This window comes from Streptomyces netropsis, from assembly GCF_014203545.1.
GTDB classification, from domain to species: Bacteria; Actinomycetota; Actinomycetes; order Streptomycetales; family Streptomycetaceae; genus Streptomyces; species Streptomyces netropsis.
Genome location: NZ_JACHJG010000005.1, coordinates 73,726 through 87,231 on the forward strand (window position 1 = coordinate 73,726; position 13,506 = coordinate 87,231).

The 13,506-nt window shown below is 71.4% G+C and carries 14 protein-coding genes and 1 tRNA gene; 11 read left to right on the plus strand and 4 right to left on the minus strand.

Annotated features, from left to right (window positions below; genetic code table 11):
* Nucleotides 1-335 precede the first annotated feature (335 nt).
* From FHS38_RS13815 to FHS38_RS13860, 10 genes are all read left to right on the plus strand, one after another.
* Nucleotides 336-1,301, plus strand: a complete 966-nt coding sequence (locus FHS38_RS13815; protein WP_184733853.1) for a complex I subunit 1/NuoH family protein — start codon at nt 336-338, stop codon at nt 1,299-1,301.
* The gene (locus FHS38_RS13820) at nt 1,301-1,861 is read left to right on the plus strand and encodes a NuoI/complex I 23 kDa subunit family protein (protein ID WP_184733854.1); all 561 of its coding nucleotides are present in this window, start codon (nt 1,301-1,303) and stop codon (nt 1,859-1,861) included. Before FHS38_RS13815 ends, FHS38_RS13820 begins: the two co-directional genes overlap by 1 nt.
* Nucleotides 1,858-2,484, plus strand: coding sequence for an NADH-quinone oxidoreductase subunit J family protein (locus FHS38_RS13825; protein WP_184733855.1), 627 nt, complete (start codon nt 1,858-1,860; stop codon nt 2,482-2,484). The genes FHS38_RS13820 and FHS38_RS13825 overlap by 4 nt, the downstream gene beginning before the upstream one ends.
* Nucleotides 2,484-2,897: an NADH-quinone oxidoreductase subunit NuoK gene (gene nuoK / locus FHS38_RS13830; protein ID WP_184733856.1), complete on the plus strand. Its 414-nt coding sequence runs from the start codon at nt 2,484-2,486 to the stop codon at nt 2,895-2,897. The genes FHS38_RS13825 and nuoK overlap by 1 nt, the downstream gene beginning before the upstream one ends.
* Nucleotides 2,894-4,888, plus strand: coding sequence for an NADH-quinone oxidoreductase subunit 5 family protein (locus FHS38_RS13835; protein ID WP_184733857.1), 1,995 nt, complete (start codon nt 2,894-2,896; stop codon nt 4,886-4,888). The genes nuoK and FHS38_RS13835 overlap by 4 nt, the downstream gene beginning before the upstream one ends.
* 17 nt (nt 4,889-4,905) lie before the next feature.
* The gene (locus FHS38_RS13840; RefSeq protein ID WP_184734162.1) at nt 4,906-6,471 is read left to right on the plus strand and encodes a complex I subunit 4 family protein; all 1,566 of its coding nucleotides are present in this window, start codon (nt 4,906-4,908) and stop codon (nt 6,469-6,471) included.
* Nucleotides 6,471-7,979 (plus strand): NADH-quinone oxidoreductase subunit N, encoded by a 1,509-nt coding sequence (locus FHS38_RS13845; protein WP_184733858.1) that lies wholly within the window; start codon nt 6,471-6,473, stop codon nt 7,977-7,979. Before FHS38_RS13840 ends, FHS38_RS13845 begins: the two co-directional genes overlap by 1 nt.
* A 259-nt stretch (nt 7,980-8,238) precedes the next feature.
* Complete coding sequence (htpX, locus tag FHS38_RS13850) at nt 8,239-9,102, plus strand: zinc metalloprotease HtpX (RefSeq protein ID WP_184733859.1); 864 nt, start codon at nt 8,239-8,241, stop codon at nt 9,100-9,102.
* 121 nt (nt 9,103-9,223) lie between these two features.
* Nucleotides 9,224-9,652 carry a nuclear transport factor 2 family protein gene (locus tag FHS38_RS13855; protein ID WP_184733860.1) on the plus strand — a complete coding sequence of 143 codons (429 nt, stop codon included), beginning with the start codon at nt 9,224-9,226 and terminating at the stop codon, nt 9,650-9,652.
* Between the two features lie 158 nt (nt 9,653-9,810).
* Nucleotides 9,811-10,203: a YccF domain-containing protein gene (locus FHS38_RS13860; protein ID WP_184733861.1), complete on the plus strand. Its 393-nt coding sequence runs from the start codon at nt 9,811-9,813 to the stop codon at nt 10,201-10,203.
* Nucleotides 10,204-10,416: 213 nt separating this feature from the next.
* Here FHS38_RS13860 and FHS38_RS13865 read toward each other — a convergent pair whose 3' ends face one another.
* The 3 genes from FHS38_RS13865 to FHS38_RS13875 form a co-directional block, all read right to left on the minus strand.
* Nucleotides 10,417-10,974 (minus strand): nuclear transport factor 2 family protein, encoded by a 558-nt coding sequence (locus FHS38_RS13865; protein WP_184733862.1) that lies wholly within the window; start codon nt 10,972-10,974, stop codon nt 10,417-10,419.
* 113 nt (nt 10,975-11,087) lie between these two features.
* Nucleotides 11,088-11,537, minus strand: a complete 450-nt coding sequence (locus tag FHS38_RS13870) for a DUF6228 family protein (protein ID WP_221494980.1) — start codon at nt 11,535-11,537, stop codon at nt 11,088-11,090.
* 432 nt (nt 11,538-11,969) lie between these two features.
* Nucleotides 11,970-12,458 (minus strand): YajQ family cyclic di-GMP-binding protein, encoded by a 489-nt coding sequence (locus FHS38_RS13875; protein WP_030368439.1) that lies wholly within the window; start codon nt 12,456-12,458, stop codon nt 11,970-11,972.
* A 187-nt stretch (nt 12,459-12,645) separates the two neighbouring features.
* Here FHS38_RS13875 and FHS38_RS13880 point away from each other — a divergent pair.
* Nucleotides 12,646-12,727: transfer RNA gene (locus tag FHS38_RS13880), tRNA-Tyr, on the plus strand.
* A gap of 76 nt (nt 12,728-12,803) precedes the next feature.
* Here FHS38_RS13880 and FHS38_RS13885 read toward each other — a convergent pair.
* Complete coding sequence (locus tag FHS38_RS13885) at nt 12,804-13,466, minus strand: NAD(P)H-binding protein (RefSeq protein ID WP_184733863.1); 663 nt, start codon at nt 13,464-13,466, stop codon at nt 12,804-12,806.
* Nucleotides 13,467-13,506: the final 40 nt, after the last annotated feature.

Genomic DNA, 13,506 nt, shown 5'->3' on the forward strand with positions numbered 1-13,506 from the left:
GAGGCGGCCGGGCCTGCGGCCGGGCCTGCGGCCGGGCCTGCGGCCGGGCCTGCGGCCGGGCCTGCGGCCGGGCCTGCGGCCGGGCCTGCGGCCGGGCCTGCGGCCGGGCCTGCGGCCGGGCCCGCACCGGCAGCCCCGGCACCGGCAGCCGCCGAGCCCACCGCTCCCAAGCCCAGCGCTCCCGAGCCCGGCGCAGCCGAACCGGCTCCCGAGCCCGAGCCCGGCGCAGCCGAACCGGCTCCCGAGCCCAAGCCTCGCGCGGCCGAACCGCCCAAGGGCGACCGCGACCGCGACCGCGGCACCCAAGACGACGACCCGGCAGGAGGCGACACCGCATGAGCGACATCCTCGACGTGGCCGTCCGCCTGGCCGCCGTGTTCGTCGCCTTCCTCGTACTGCCGCTCGTCCTCGGGCAGACCGAGCACAAGGTGATGGCCCACATGCAGGGCCGGCTCGGGCCGATGTACGCCGGTGGGTTCCACGGGTGGGCCCAGCTCATGGCGGACGCCGTGAAGTTCGCGCAGAAGGAAGACATCGTGCCCGCGGGCGCGGACCGGCGGATCTTCCAGCTCGCGCCGGCCGTCGCCCTGCTGCCCTACCTCCTCGTGCTGGTCGTGATCCCGATCGGGCCGGGCAACGCCGTCGGCGAGTTCATCGACGCCGGGATCTTCTTCGTCCTCGCCGTCCTGGGCATCGGCGTGCTCGGCTCGCTGATGGCCGGCTGGGCGTCGGCCAACAAGTTCTCCCTGCTCGGAGGTCTGCGGACCGCCGCGCAGCTGATGGCGTACGAGCTGCCGATGCTGCTCGCCGCCGCTTCCGTCGCGATGGCGGCCGGGACCCTGTCGCTGCCCGGCATCCTGGAGGCCTTCCACTGGTGGTGGGTGCCCTGGCAGATCGTCGGCGGCCTCGTCTTCTTCACCGCCGGGCTCGCCGAACTCCAGCGGCCCCCCTTCGACATGCCGGTCGCCGACTCCGAGATCATCTTCGGTGCCTACACCGAGTACACCGGTCTGCGGTTCGCGCTCTTCCTGCTGGCCGAGTTCGCGGGCATCGTCGTGCTCTGCGCGCTGACGACCGTCCTCTTCCTCGGCGGCTGGCACGGCCCCTTCGGGGCCGACGGCCTCGGCCCCGTGTGGACCCTGCTCAAGACGGCGCTGCTCGCCTTCGTCGTCATCTGGCTACGGGTCAGCTACCCCCGGCTCCGCGAGGACCAGCTGCAGAAGCTGGCCTGGACCGTACTCATTCCGCTCGCTCTCGCGCAGATCGCGCTGACCGGCGTCGTCAAGGTGGTGATCCAGTAATGGCGATCCCCGGTTCCGGCCTTGCCAAGGGCCTCGCCGTCACGCTCCGCACGATGACGCGGCGCTCGATCACCGACCAGTATCCGGACGTACAGCCCGAGCTGCCGCCCCGCACCCGCGGAGTGATCGGCCTGTTCGAGGAGAACTGCACGGTCTGCATGCTGTGCGCCCGTGAGTGCCCCGACTGGTGCATCTACATCGACTCCCACAAGGAGACCGTGCCCCCGGCCGCGCCGGGCGGGCGGGAGCGCAGCCGCAACGTGCTCGACCGCTTCGCGATCGACTTCTCGCTCTGCATGTACTGCGGCATCTGCATCGAGGTGTGCCCCTTCGACGCGCTGTTCTGGTCGCCGGAGTTCGAGTACGCCGAGACCGACATCCACGAACTCACCCATGAGCGCGACAAGCTCCGCGAATGGATGTGGACCGTGCCGGAGCCGCCCGCGCTCGACCCGGCGGCCGAGGAGCCGAAGGAACTCGCGGCGGCCCGGAAGACGGCCGAGAAGCTGGCCGCGCAACAGGCCGCCGAGGCGGAGAAGAAGCAGGAGGACGAGGCATGACCGGCACCGCCGACGTCACCGCGCTCGCCGCGAACGCCCACGGCTTCCTCTCCCCGGCCGGCGTCGAGATCCTCTTCCTGCTCGTCGGCATCGTGACCCTCGGCGCCGCCGTCGTCACCGTCACCACCAAGCAGCTGGTGCACGCCGCCCTCTGGCTGGTGGCGGCGCTCGGCGGGCTCGCCGTGGAGTACCTGCTGCTCACGGCGGAGTTCATCGCCTGGGTACAGGTGCTGATCTACGTCGGGTCCGTCGTCGTCCTCCTCCTCTTCGGGCTGATGCTCACCAAGGCCCCCATCGGCCGCTCCCCGGACGCGGACTCCGGCAACCGCTGGGCCGCCCTCGCGGTCGCGGTCGCCGCGGCCGCCGCGCTCGTCTGGGTGGTCGTGGATGCCTTCCGCGCCACCTGGATCGACCTCGACGGCGCCGTACAGGGCTCCACCAAGGTCTCCGGAGAGAGCCTCTTCCGGTACTGGGTGCTGCCCTTCGAGGCGCTGTCCGTCCTGCTGCTCGCCGCCCTCGTCGGCGCGATCGTGCTCTCCCGCCGCGACATCGACGGCGGTACGAAGAAGCAGCCGGGCACGACCGGCAAGGCCGGCAAGGCCGACAAGGGGGGCAAGCACTGATGCATCTCGTCTACCCCGCCGTCCTCGCCGCCCTCCTCTTCAGCGTCGGCCTGTACGGCGTGCTCGCCCGGCGCAACGCGATCCTCGTCCTGATGTCCGTCGAGCTGATGCTCAACGCCGTCAACCTCAACCTCGTCGCCTTCGACGTGTGGCTGCGCGACACGCTCCACGCCGGGCAGGCGCTCACCCTCTTCACCATCGCCATCGCCGCCGCCGAGATCGGCATCGGACTCGCGATCGTGCTGCTCGTGTACCGCAACCGCGGCACCGCCGACGTCGACCGGCTCCGCGACCTCAACGAGGGCGAGGACGCCGAGCGCTACGCGGCCGACACGGACATTCCCGTGGACCCGGCCCGCGCCGACGGCGACCGGCCGAACGGCCCCGACAAGAAGGCAGAGGCCGTCGCGTGACGACCACGACCACCGCCGTCCTCGTCCCGCTGCTGCCCTTCCTCGGTGCCGTCGCCGGCATCCTGCTCGGCCGCCGCGCCCCCGGCTTCGTACGACCGCTGGCCATCCTGCCGACCCTCGCCGCGGCCGTGCTCGCCGTCGTCGTCGCCTGGCAGCAGGGCGGCGGCGAGGACATCGACGCCGCCACCCGGCTCACCCCGACCGGGTCGGTGCCGATCGACCTCGCCCTGCACCTCGACGGCTTCGCCGTGCTCGTCGCGGTCCTCGTCGGCGTCGTCGCCTCCTGCGTGCAGCTCTACTCGACCGCCTACCTGCGAGACGACCCCCGCTACCCCTCCTACGCGGCCCTCGTCTCCCTCTTCACCTCCGCGATGCTGCTCGTCGTCTACTCCGGCGACCTGATGGTGCTGCTGGTCGGCTGGGAGATCATGGGCGTCTGCTCGTACTTCCTCGTCGGCCACTACTGGGAGACCGAGGCCGCCCGCGCCGCCTCCCTCAAGGCCTTCCTGGTCACCAAGCTCGGCGACGTCCCCTTCCTGATCGGCATCCTCGCGCTGGCCGCCGACGCCGGAACGTTCCGCATCAACGGCATCCTGACCGCCGCCGTCTCCGGCGACGGGCTCGACCACCCCACCCTCATCGCGCTGCTGCTCCTCGCCGGAGTCGCGGGCAAGTCCGCGCAGTTCCCGCTGCACACCTGGCTGCCCGACGCGATGGCCGGCCCCACGCCCGTCTCCGCGCTGATCCACGCCGCGACGATGGTCGCCGCCGGTGTCTACTTCATCGCCCGGCTGCTGCCCGTCTTCGCCGCCTCCACCGCGGCGCTGGTCGTGCTCGCCGCGATGGCCGCGATCACCATGGTCGGCTCGGCGCTCGCCGCCCTCGCCCAGGACGACATCAAACGCGTCCTCGCCTACTCGACCGTCGGCCAGCTCGGCTACATGACCGGTGCCCTCGCCGTCGGCGACCGCGGTGCCGCCGTCTTCCACCTGATCACCCACGGTGCGTTCAAGGCGCTCCTCTTCCTCGGGGCAGGCGTGATCATTCACGCCGCCGGCACCAACTCGCTGGCCGCGATGGCACGCATGGGCCACCTCACCAAGCGCATCCCCGACGCCTACTGGACGATGACCGTCGCCCTCCTCGCCCTCGCCGCGGTCCCCCCGTTCAGCGGCTTCTTCTCCAAGGAAGCCGTCCTCGGCGCGGCGGAGCACGCCGCCACCGGAGACGCGAGCGGCATCCCCGGCGCGGTGGGCTGGATGGTCCTGGTCGCCGGACTGCTCACCGCCCTCCTCACCGCGGGCTACGCCACCCGGCTGTGGCTGCTGGCCTTCCACGGCCGCGGCACGGAGGCCGCCGACCACGGCAAGCAGCCCGCCGTCATGAACGCCACCCTCTGGGTCCTGTTCGTCCCCGCCCTCGGGCTCGGCCTCGCCGCCTGGAAGCTCCCCGACTGGTTCGACGGGCACTCCCTCACCCCGACCCTCACCACCTCCGCCCTCGGCACCGGCTGCGCCCTCGTCGGCGGGCTCGCCGTCTACGCGGCCTGGCGGCGGACCGCCGCGCTCGCCGCCGGCACGCCCATGGGCGCCGTCGCCGCCGACCCGGACGCCGCCCCCGCGGTCTCCGAGGAGGAGGCCGTCGCCAGCCACACGGCCGCCTACGGAAACATCGCCTCCGCCCAGGACCCGGCCGACCCCGGCCGGCTCCTCCTCGGCCCCCTGCACCGCCACGCCGCCGTCGGCTTCCACCTCGACGCCGTGTACAGCGCCCTGTTCGTCCGGCCCGTGCGCGCCGGCGCCCGCCTCGCGCACTTCCTCGACCGCGAGGTCGTCGACACGTACGTCCGCGGCGCGGGCGCGGCCCCCGGCCTGCTGGGCCGGGCCGTCCGCCGGGCCCAGACCGGCAACGTGCAGACCTACCTCGGCGCCCTGCTCGCCGGCTCCGTCGTCCTGGCCGTCGCCGCCGTTCTCGTAGCCACCGGAGCCTGACCGTGAGTCATACCGTCATGCAGATCCTCCTCGCTGCGATCGTCGTCGTCCCCCTCCTCGGAGCCGTCGCCGCCCTGCTCCCGGCCCCTCCCGGCCTCAAGGGCAAGAGCCCCGACCAGGCCGTGCTCCGGCACGGCGTCACCGTCACGGGCGCCGTGCTCGCGCTGTCCGTCGCCCTGGCCGCCGGCTTCGACCACGACGACCCCGCCAGGATGCAGGCGACCACCGACATCAGCTGGATCCCGGCCCTCGGCATCCGGATCCACCTCGGCGTGGACGGCGTCTCGCTCCCCCTCCTCGTGCTGACCGCGCTGCTGACCTTCCTCAGCGCGCTCTACAGCTACTTCAAAATGCCCGACGGCCCGTCACCGAAGGCATTCGTCGCACTGATCCTCGTCCTCGAGTCCGGCACCCTCGCGTCCTTCGCCGTCCTCGACCTGATGCTGTTCTTCCTCGCCTTCGAGATGGTGCTCATCCCGATGTACTTCCTCATCGCCCGCTGGGGCGGTGACGGCCGCGAGCGCGCGGCCTGGCGGTTCATCCTCTACACCCTGCTCGGCTCCGTCGTGATGCTGCTCGGCCTCCTCCTCATCGGCATCAAGGGCGGCACGTTCGACATGGTGGCACTCGCCACTGACAACGGCTCCGGGCTCAGCCACACCACCCAGCTCGTCGCGGTGCTCGCCATCGGCGTCGGCCTCGCCGTCAAGGCCCCCATGTGGCCCCTGCACAGCTGGCTCCCCGACGCCCACACCGCCGCCCCGACCGTCGGCTCGGTGCTCCTCGCGGGCGTCCTGCTGAAGATGGGCACGTACGGCTTCGTCCGCATCCTGCTGCCCATCACCCCCGACGGCGTGCACACCTTCGCGCCCTACCTCGCCGCCTTCGCGGTCGTCGGCATCATCTACGGCTCCCTGGTCTGCCTCGCCCTCGCCCGCAGCGGCGCGGGCGGCGACCTCAAGCGCCTGATCGCCTACTCCTCCGTGGGCCACATGGGCTTCGTGCTCCTCGGCATCGCCACCCTCACCCCCACCGGGGTGAACGGCGCGCTGTTCGCCAACATCGCCCACGGCCTCATCACCGGCCTGCTGTTCTTCCTCGTCGGCGCCGTCAAGGACCGCTACGGCACCAGCGACCTCGACCGGCTCTCCGGCGCGAGCGGCGCCGCGCTCTACGGCAAGGCACCCCGCCTCGGCGGGCTCCTCGCCTTCGGCGCCGTCGCCTCGCTCGGCCTGCCCGGCCTCGCCGGGTTCTGGGGCGAGATGCTCGCGATGTTCGGCTCCTTCGAGCCCGCCGAGGGGCTCAGCCGCCCCGCCTACCTCACCTTCATGGTCATCGCCGGCTTCGGCACCCTGCTGACCGCCGCGTACATGCTGGTCGTCGTGCGCCGGGTCTGCATGGGAGGCGACGGCGAAGGCGGCGCCCACGCGCCCGCACCGACGTCGCTCGCCGACGTCCAGACGTACGAGTTCGCCGCCTGGACCCCGCTCGTCGCCCTCACCGTCCTCGCCGGACTCTGGCCCGCGGCCCTCCTCGGCCTCACCGACCCGGCCGTTCAGCAGCTCCTCCGAGGAGGCAACTGATGGGCTCCCTGGTCCAGTCCGTCGACTGGCTCGCCATCGCCCCGCCCACCGTCACCGCAGTGGTGGCGCTCGTCATCCTGGTCGCCGACCTCTTCCTCCCCGAGGAGCGCAAGCCCCTCCTCGGCGGGATCGCGATCGGCGGACTGCTGCTGGCCGGGCTGTCCCTGCTGCCCCTGCACGACGGTGACCGCTCCACGTTCTGCCTGAGCACCGGCACGCGCGCGTGCAGCTACACGGCGGACCACTTCACCCTCGTCATCCAGTTCCTGGTCCTCGGCGGCGCCCTGCTGACGGCGCTTCTGTCCGTCAGCACGCTCACCGACTTCAAACTTCCCTCCGGCGAGTACTGGTTCCTGCTGCTGTCCTCCGCCGCCGGTGCCGCCCTGCTGCCCGCCTCCCGGGACCTCGCGACCCTCGTCGTGGCCCTCGAAGTCGCCTCGCTGCCCGCCTTCGCCCTCGTCGGCCTGCGGCGCGACGACCGCCGCTCCTCGGAAGCGGCGCTCAAGTTCTTCCTCTCCTCGGTCACCGCGACCGCCGTCATGCTGCTCGGCGTCAGCTTCGTCTACGCGGCCACCGGCACCCTGCACCTCACCCAGGTGGCCGAGACCCTCACCGACGTCGACCCGCGGCTGGAGACCCTCGCCCAGGCGGGCGTGGCCCTCACCCTCGTCGGCTTCGCCTTCAAGACCGCGGCCGTGCCCTTCCACTTCTGGGTACCCGACACCTACGTGGGCGCCCCGCTGCCCATCGCCGCCTACCTGTCGGTCATCGGCAAGGCCGTCGGCTTCACCGGTCTCATCCTCGTGACCGTCGTCGCCTTCCCCTCGTACTCCGACATCTGGGGCCCGGCCCTCGCCGTCCTCGCCGCCCTCACCATGACCGTGGGCAACGCCGCCGCGCTGCGCCAGCGCGCGGACCGCGCGAACAGCGCCGTACGCCTGCTGGCCTGGTCCTCCGTCGGCCAGGCGGGCTACCTCCTGGTGCCGATCGCCGCCGCCGCGTACACCGACGACCCCGCCCACGCCATCGGCTCCACCGTCGCGTACGCCCTGATGTACGCCGTCGTGAACCTCGGCGCCTTCGCCGTGGCCGCGCTCGTCGCCCGGACCAGTCCCGCCAACCGCATCGCCGACTACCGGGGCCTCTACGCCCGCCGCCCGCTCGCCGCCCTGGCCATGGGCTTCTTCCTGCTCTGCCTGGCCGGACTGCCGCCGGGCATCATCGGCCTGTTCGCCAAGGTCACCGTCTTCTCGGCGGCGGTCGACGCGGGCCTGGGCTGGCTGGCGGTCGTCATGGCGATCAACGTCGTGATCGCCCTCTACTACTACCTCCAGTGGACGGCGGTCCTCTTCCGCGCGCCGGACGAGGCGGAGGCTGCCGAGGGGCACCAGCGCCTGCGCGTCCCGACCCCCCTGGCGACGGCGATCGCCCTCGCCGCCGTCCTCGGCATCGCCCTCTCCGGCGCCCCGCAGCTCGTCCTGCGCTTCGCCTCCGGCGCACTGCTGTGACGCGGCTCCGAACCCGCCCGTAAGGCGTCCGCACGCTCACCCGGACGGCCTACGGGCGGTCGGCGCGCGACCCGGTGCACGGCCGGTGCGCGTGCGGTGCGCGGCCGGTGTGCGACCCGGTGCGCGGCCGGTGTGCACAAGGGAACTAGCCACCTTCATCTGGCGTTGACCAGTTCGGAAGGTTCCACTGGAACGTGGAAGCGCACGGTGGAAGCACCGAGCAAAGGGTTCCCCTGCCGGACCACTTGGAGGGCGTACCGTGCACCGCCGGCACAACGGGTTGAAGACCGCCGTACTCCTCGGCGGGCTGTCCGCACTCATCATCGTCATCGGCAGCCTCTTCGGACGTACGGGCCTGATCGTCGCCGTCCTCGTGGCGCTCGGCACCAACGCCTACGCCTACTGGAACAGCGACAAGCTCGCCCTGCGCGCGATGCGCGCCCGGCCGGTCAGCGAGTTCGAGGCCCCGCAGCTGTACCGCATGGTCCGCGAGCTCTCCAACGCCGCCCGCCAGCCGATGCCCCGCCTCTACATCTCCCCGACCGAGGCCCCCAACGCCTTCGCCACCGGCCGCAACCCGCGCAACGCCGCCGTCTGCTGCACCGACGGCATCCTGCGTCTCCTCGACGAGCGCGAGCTGCGCGGCGTCATCGGCCACGAACTCAGCCACGTCTACAACCGCGACATCCTCATCTCCTCGGTGGCGGGCGCGCTCGCCTCGGTGGTGATGTTCCTGGTCAACTTCGCCTGGCTGATCCCCTTCGGCCGCTCGGACGACGACGAGGGCCCCGGTCTCATCGGCATGGTCATGATCATGCTGCTGGGCCCGATCGCCGCGTCCGTCATCCAGCTCGCCGTCAGCCGCTCCCGCGAGTACGAGGCCGACGCCTCCGGCGCCCGCCTCACCGGCGACCCCCTCGCCCTCGCCGACGCCCTCCGCAAACTCGACGCCGGCACGAAGCGGCTGCCCCTGCCGCCCGAGCCCCGCCTGGAGACCGCGAGCCACATGATGATCGCGAACCCCTTCCGCGCGGGCGGGGGCATGTCCAAGCTGTTCTCCACCCACCCGCCGATGGCGGAGCGCATCAGCCGCCTGGAGCGGATGGCGGGCCACCGGGGGTAGCCGACGTCGATTACCGGAGAGGTAATCGACGCCGCACGGCCCCTGTCGCAGGATCGTCGAAGTCCCCAGGACTCAGGTCTTCGGACTTCGGATTTCGGACCTTCGACGAGAGGCGACCGCCATGACAGGCACCGGCGACACCACCCGCGCGACCGCGCAGGAGTTCCTGACCCGCACCGCGGCCGGCAGCCCCGACCACATCGCCGCCCTGTTCGCCGAGAAGGTCGACTGGCTCGTCGCCGACAACCCGACCGCCCCCTGGATCCGCCCGCGCTCGACGCGCGAGGACGTGGCCGACCACTTCCGCGACCTGGCCGCCTGCGTGACCCCGGCGCCGACCGGCCACACCATCGACCCACTCGTCGTGGACGGCACGGAAGCGATCCTGACGGGCTGCCTGGCCGGAACGGTACGAGCCACCGGCAAGTCCTTCCGCTCGCCCTTCGCGGCCCGACTGACGGTCGAGAACGGCCTCATCACCCGCTACCACGTCTACGAGGACAGCCTGGCGGTCGCGATGGCGTGCACGCCTCACGCCGGCTGCGCGTGACGCGCAGCGCGCCCATGGCCCCGGTGCGCCCCCGCGTAGCGGGTGGGAATCCCTCGTAGCCGACGCGTAAGGCCCCCGCCTGCGGGCAGTGGCAACCAGAGGCCAGCGCGCAAGCGTCTCAGTGGCCAAGGAGCCAGTTGCGTGGAAGGCTATTAATTATGAAGTTTGTCCTGAATGTCATCTGGCTGGTTCTCTGTGGCCTCTGGATGGCACTCGCCTATGTCGTCGCGGGCCTGATCTGCTGCGTCTTGATCATCACCATTCCTTGGGGCATTGCGTCCTTCCGTATCGCTGCCTTCGCCCTGTGGCCCTTCGGTCGTACGACGGTGGAGCGGCATGACGCCGGCGCGGGGTCGTTGATCGGCAACGTCATCTGGTTCGTCTTCGCCGGATGGTGGCTGGCGCTCGGTCACATCGTCACGGGCATCGCCCTGTGCGTCACGATCATCGGCATCCCGCTGGGCATCGCCAACTTCAAGCTGATCCCCATCTCGTTGATGCCGCTCGGCCGCGAAATCGTCTCCACGGACCGGCCGTTCGCGACGCGCTGACGAAGTAGCCAAGTCCGGGGCGCGGGGCAGAGCGGTTTGTCGTGCCGACCGCGGGCCGTCTTGCCGCCTGCGGCAGCGGGGGCCCTGCGGGCGCGTCCTCAATCGCCGGACGGGCTTGATCGGGCTGGGCCCAGCCGACCAGCCTGTCCGGCGTGTGAGGCCCCCGCCGCGCAGCGGAGGTGCACCCGACACGGCGAATCCGCCGGACAGTCCCTAGTTGACCGAGCCGCCCGCCAGGCCCCGCATGGTCGCCTCCGCCTTCGGCGTCAGCACCAGCGGGCCCTCGCCCGTCGTCCACACCGCCTGGACGGTCAGGCGGCGGAAGCGCCACCCCTGGCCCGTCCGCACCACCTCGCCCGTGAACGTGCCGCCCACGTCGAAGTGGCCACCCGGCTCCGCGCCCCGTGCCTGCTGGGTGCTCGCCAGGTGGACGTGGGTCATGAGCGCGTTCCAGCGCACCGTGGCCCGGTCGCCGTCGAGAGCGATCATGTAGTTCGTGCCGACGTGCTGGGTCCGTTCGAACTTCGCGAACGTCGCCTGCTCGGACTCGGCCAGGCCCGCTATCCCCTCGTGGTCACCGATCGGGGTCGTGACCCGGGCGTCCTCGGTGAAAAGGCCGCGCGCCCAGGCGTCGTCGAAGCGACCGCCACCGGCGGGCACCGTGTCGAGGCTCAGCAGGTAGTGGTCGATGAGACCGGTGATGTCGGCGCGGTCGGCAAGGACCTCGACCCGCGCTTCGAGGGCGGCGAACTCTGCGGCGGTGACGGTCATGGCTGAGCGCTCCCGGGGGATCTGGGCGGCGGCCGTCGGACGGATCGACCGTTCACCGAGAACACTAAAAGCTCAACATTGCTTGAGGTCAAGGCCGTCGGCGCCGTCGGACGTCATGAGGCGCTCCGAAAAAGGGCACGGATCTCGGTGGCGAGGTTTCGCATGTCCTCGCCCGCCGCGTGCACCGTGGTGGTCTCGAAACACCACTCCTCGGCGGGTGGCCGGGCGTGCAGCCCCCACGTCAGACGGACGTACCCTCCCGTGCCGTGCGTGGCCGAGAGCGTCAGATCGTGCTCGAGGGAGCGCCACGTACGCGCCCCCTCCCACCCCCGGAAGTCCTCGGCCAGTTCGTCGAGGAAGGCGTCGAGGCCGTCACCCCGCAACGTGCGGACGGACACGTCGATGCTCACCCGCTCACCTCGCGCTTGCGCGAGGAAGTCGAGCACCGGATCGTCCTTGAACTCCGGGAAGGGGCGCGTGGGTTCACGGAAGCGCAGCCGGGTCGAACTCGGGCTGACGGTCCCTGCGTTCACGACGACGCCGCTCGGCTCTTGGTCGATCATCCGTGCAGGTTAAAACGCAGGCGCTGCCGTGCGCGAAGAAAAAAGGGGGGCGAGGCGGCCGGATTCGAACCGGCGTCCTCCTCCATGACGTGCAGGCGCACTACCTCTGTGCTACGACCCCGCCTTGCGGTGATCATAACCAGCCTGCCCGGGCGTGGAGCCGCTGACTGTTCCAGAGGCGACGCGCCCCGCCGCTGCGGGCATGCCGTGCGCCCGCATCGCCGCGTCACCTACCCGCGCAACGCGCCGCTGCCGGAACGTCGTTGTGATGCTTCTCGCGCACAGGGAACGCGTTGGGTCGCGTCGCGCGGGGGAGGGCACCGCCAGGGCGGTCGTCGAGGTGGACCCGACGGCGCCCCTCGCTGTGCCCTCCCCGACGACAGCGTCCTCGCGGGCCGGAGCCCGCGCCGGGTGGCCTGAACCAGCGGCGTATTACCGGTAGTTCACGAACTGGATCGCGAAGTCCAGGTCCTTGCCCTTGAGGAGCGCCTGGACGGCCTGGAGGTCGTCACGGCTCTTGGAGCTGACGCGCAGCTCGTCGCCCTGGACCTGCGCCTTGACGCCCTTCGGGCCCTCGTCGCGGATGATCTTGGCGACCTTCTTCGCGTTCTCCTGCGAGATCCCCTCCTCGATCGAGGCGAAGATCTTGTACTCCTTGCCGGAGGCCTGCGGCTCGCCCGCGTCCAGCGACTTCAGCGAGATACCGCGCTTGACCAGCTTGGTCTCGAAGATGTCGAGAACCGCCTTGACCCGCTCCTCGGCGTTGGCGCGCATCTCGATCTTCTCGCCGGACCAGGCGATCGAAGCGCCGACGCCCTTGAAGTCGTAGCGCTGCGAGATCTCCTTGGCGGCCTGGTTGAGGGCGTTGTCGACCTCCTGCCGCTCGACCTTCGAGACGATGTCGAAACTGGAGTCGGCCATATTGAGTTGGCTCCTCGTACGTAGATCCATCAGGGGTACGGCCCCGGAGGGCCGCTGCCAGCCTAGCCACCCGGGGCCCGATCGAGGGGCCGCGAATCGAGTGGCGGACCACCCCTGGTCATCGGGTATGGTTTACGTCGTTGCCACGGACAACCGCCGCGAGGCGGGAATCCAGGCAGCAACCCTTGGCGGTGTGCCCGAGTGGCCAAAGGGAGCAGACTGTAAATCTGCCGGCTCAGCCTACCCAGGTTCGAACCCTGGCGCCGCCACGGAACGAGACCCCCGACCTTCTGGTCGGGGGTCTCTTTCGTTTCCGACGGGAGTGAATCGGCGGCAGCCGACCGATTACCCCGCCGCGACCGCCTTGACCGCCTGCTCCACCGGGGTGTCGCCGCCGATCAGCTCCAGCGTGCGGCCCGCCGTGCCCGGCTCGGTGAGGATCGCGGCCAGGACTGCCGCCACGTCGTCACGGGTCACCGCGCCCCGGCCCGTCGACTCCGCCAGGGCCACCTGGCCCGTGCCGGGGTCGTCGGTGAGCCGGCCCGGGCGCAGGACGGTCCAGTCCAGCCCGGCCCGGGAACGCACGTCCTCGTCCGCCGCGCCCTTCGCACGCAGATAGGCCGCGAAGACCGGGTCGGTGTCCTCGGGCGGCTCGCGGTCGGCGCCCATGGACGAGACGATCACGTAGCGGCGGACCCCGGCGGCCTCCGCCGCGTCGGCGAAGAGGGCGGCCGCGGCCCGGTCCACGGTGTCCTTGCGCTCGATTCCGCTGCCCGGCCCCGCCCCGGCCGCGAAGACGGCGGCGTCCGCGCCCTCCAGATGCCGGACGAGTTCCTGGGCCGTCGCCGACTCCAGATCGCACACGACCGGCTCGGCACCCGCCGCGAGGAGATCACCCGCCTGCTCCGGCTTGCGGATCACGCCCGCTACCTCGTCACCGCGCCGGGCGAGCAAACGCTCCAGCCGTAGCGCGATCTGACCATGTCCACCAGCGATGACAATGCGCATGCCTCCGACCGTACGCCGTACGCACCGGGCCGCCATCGGA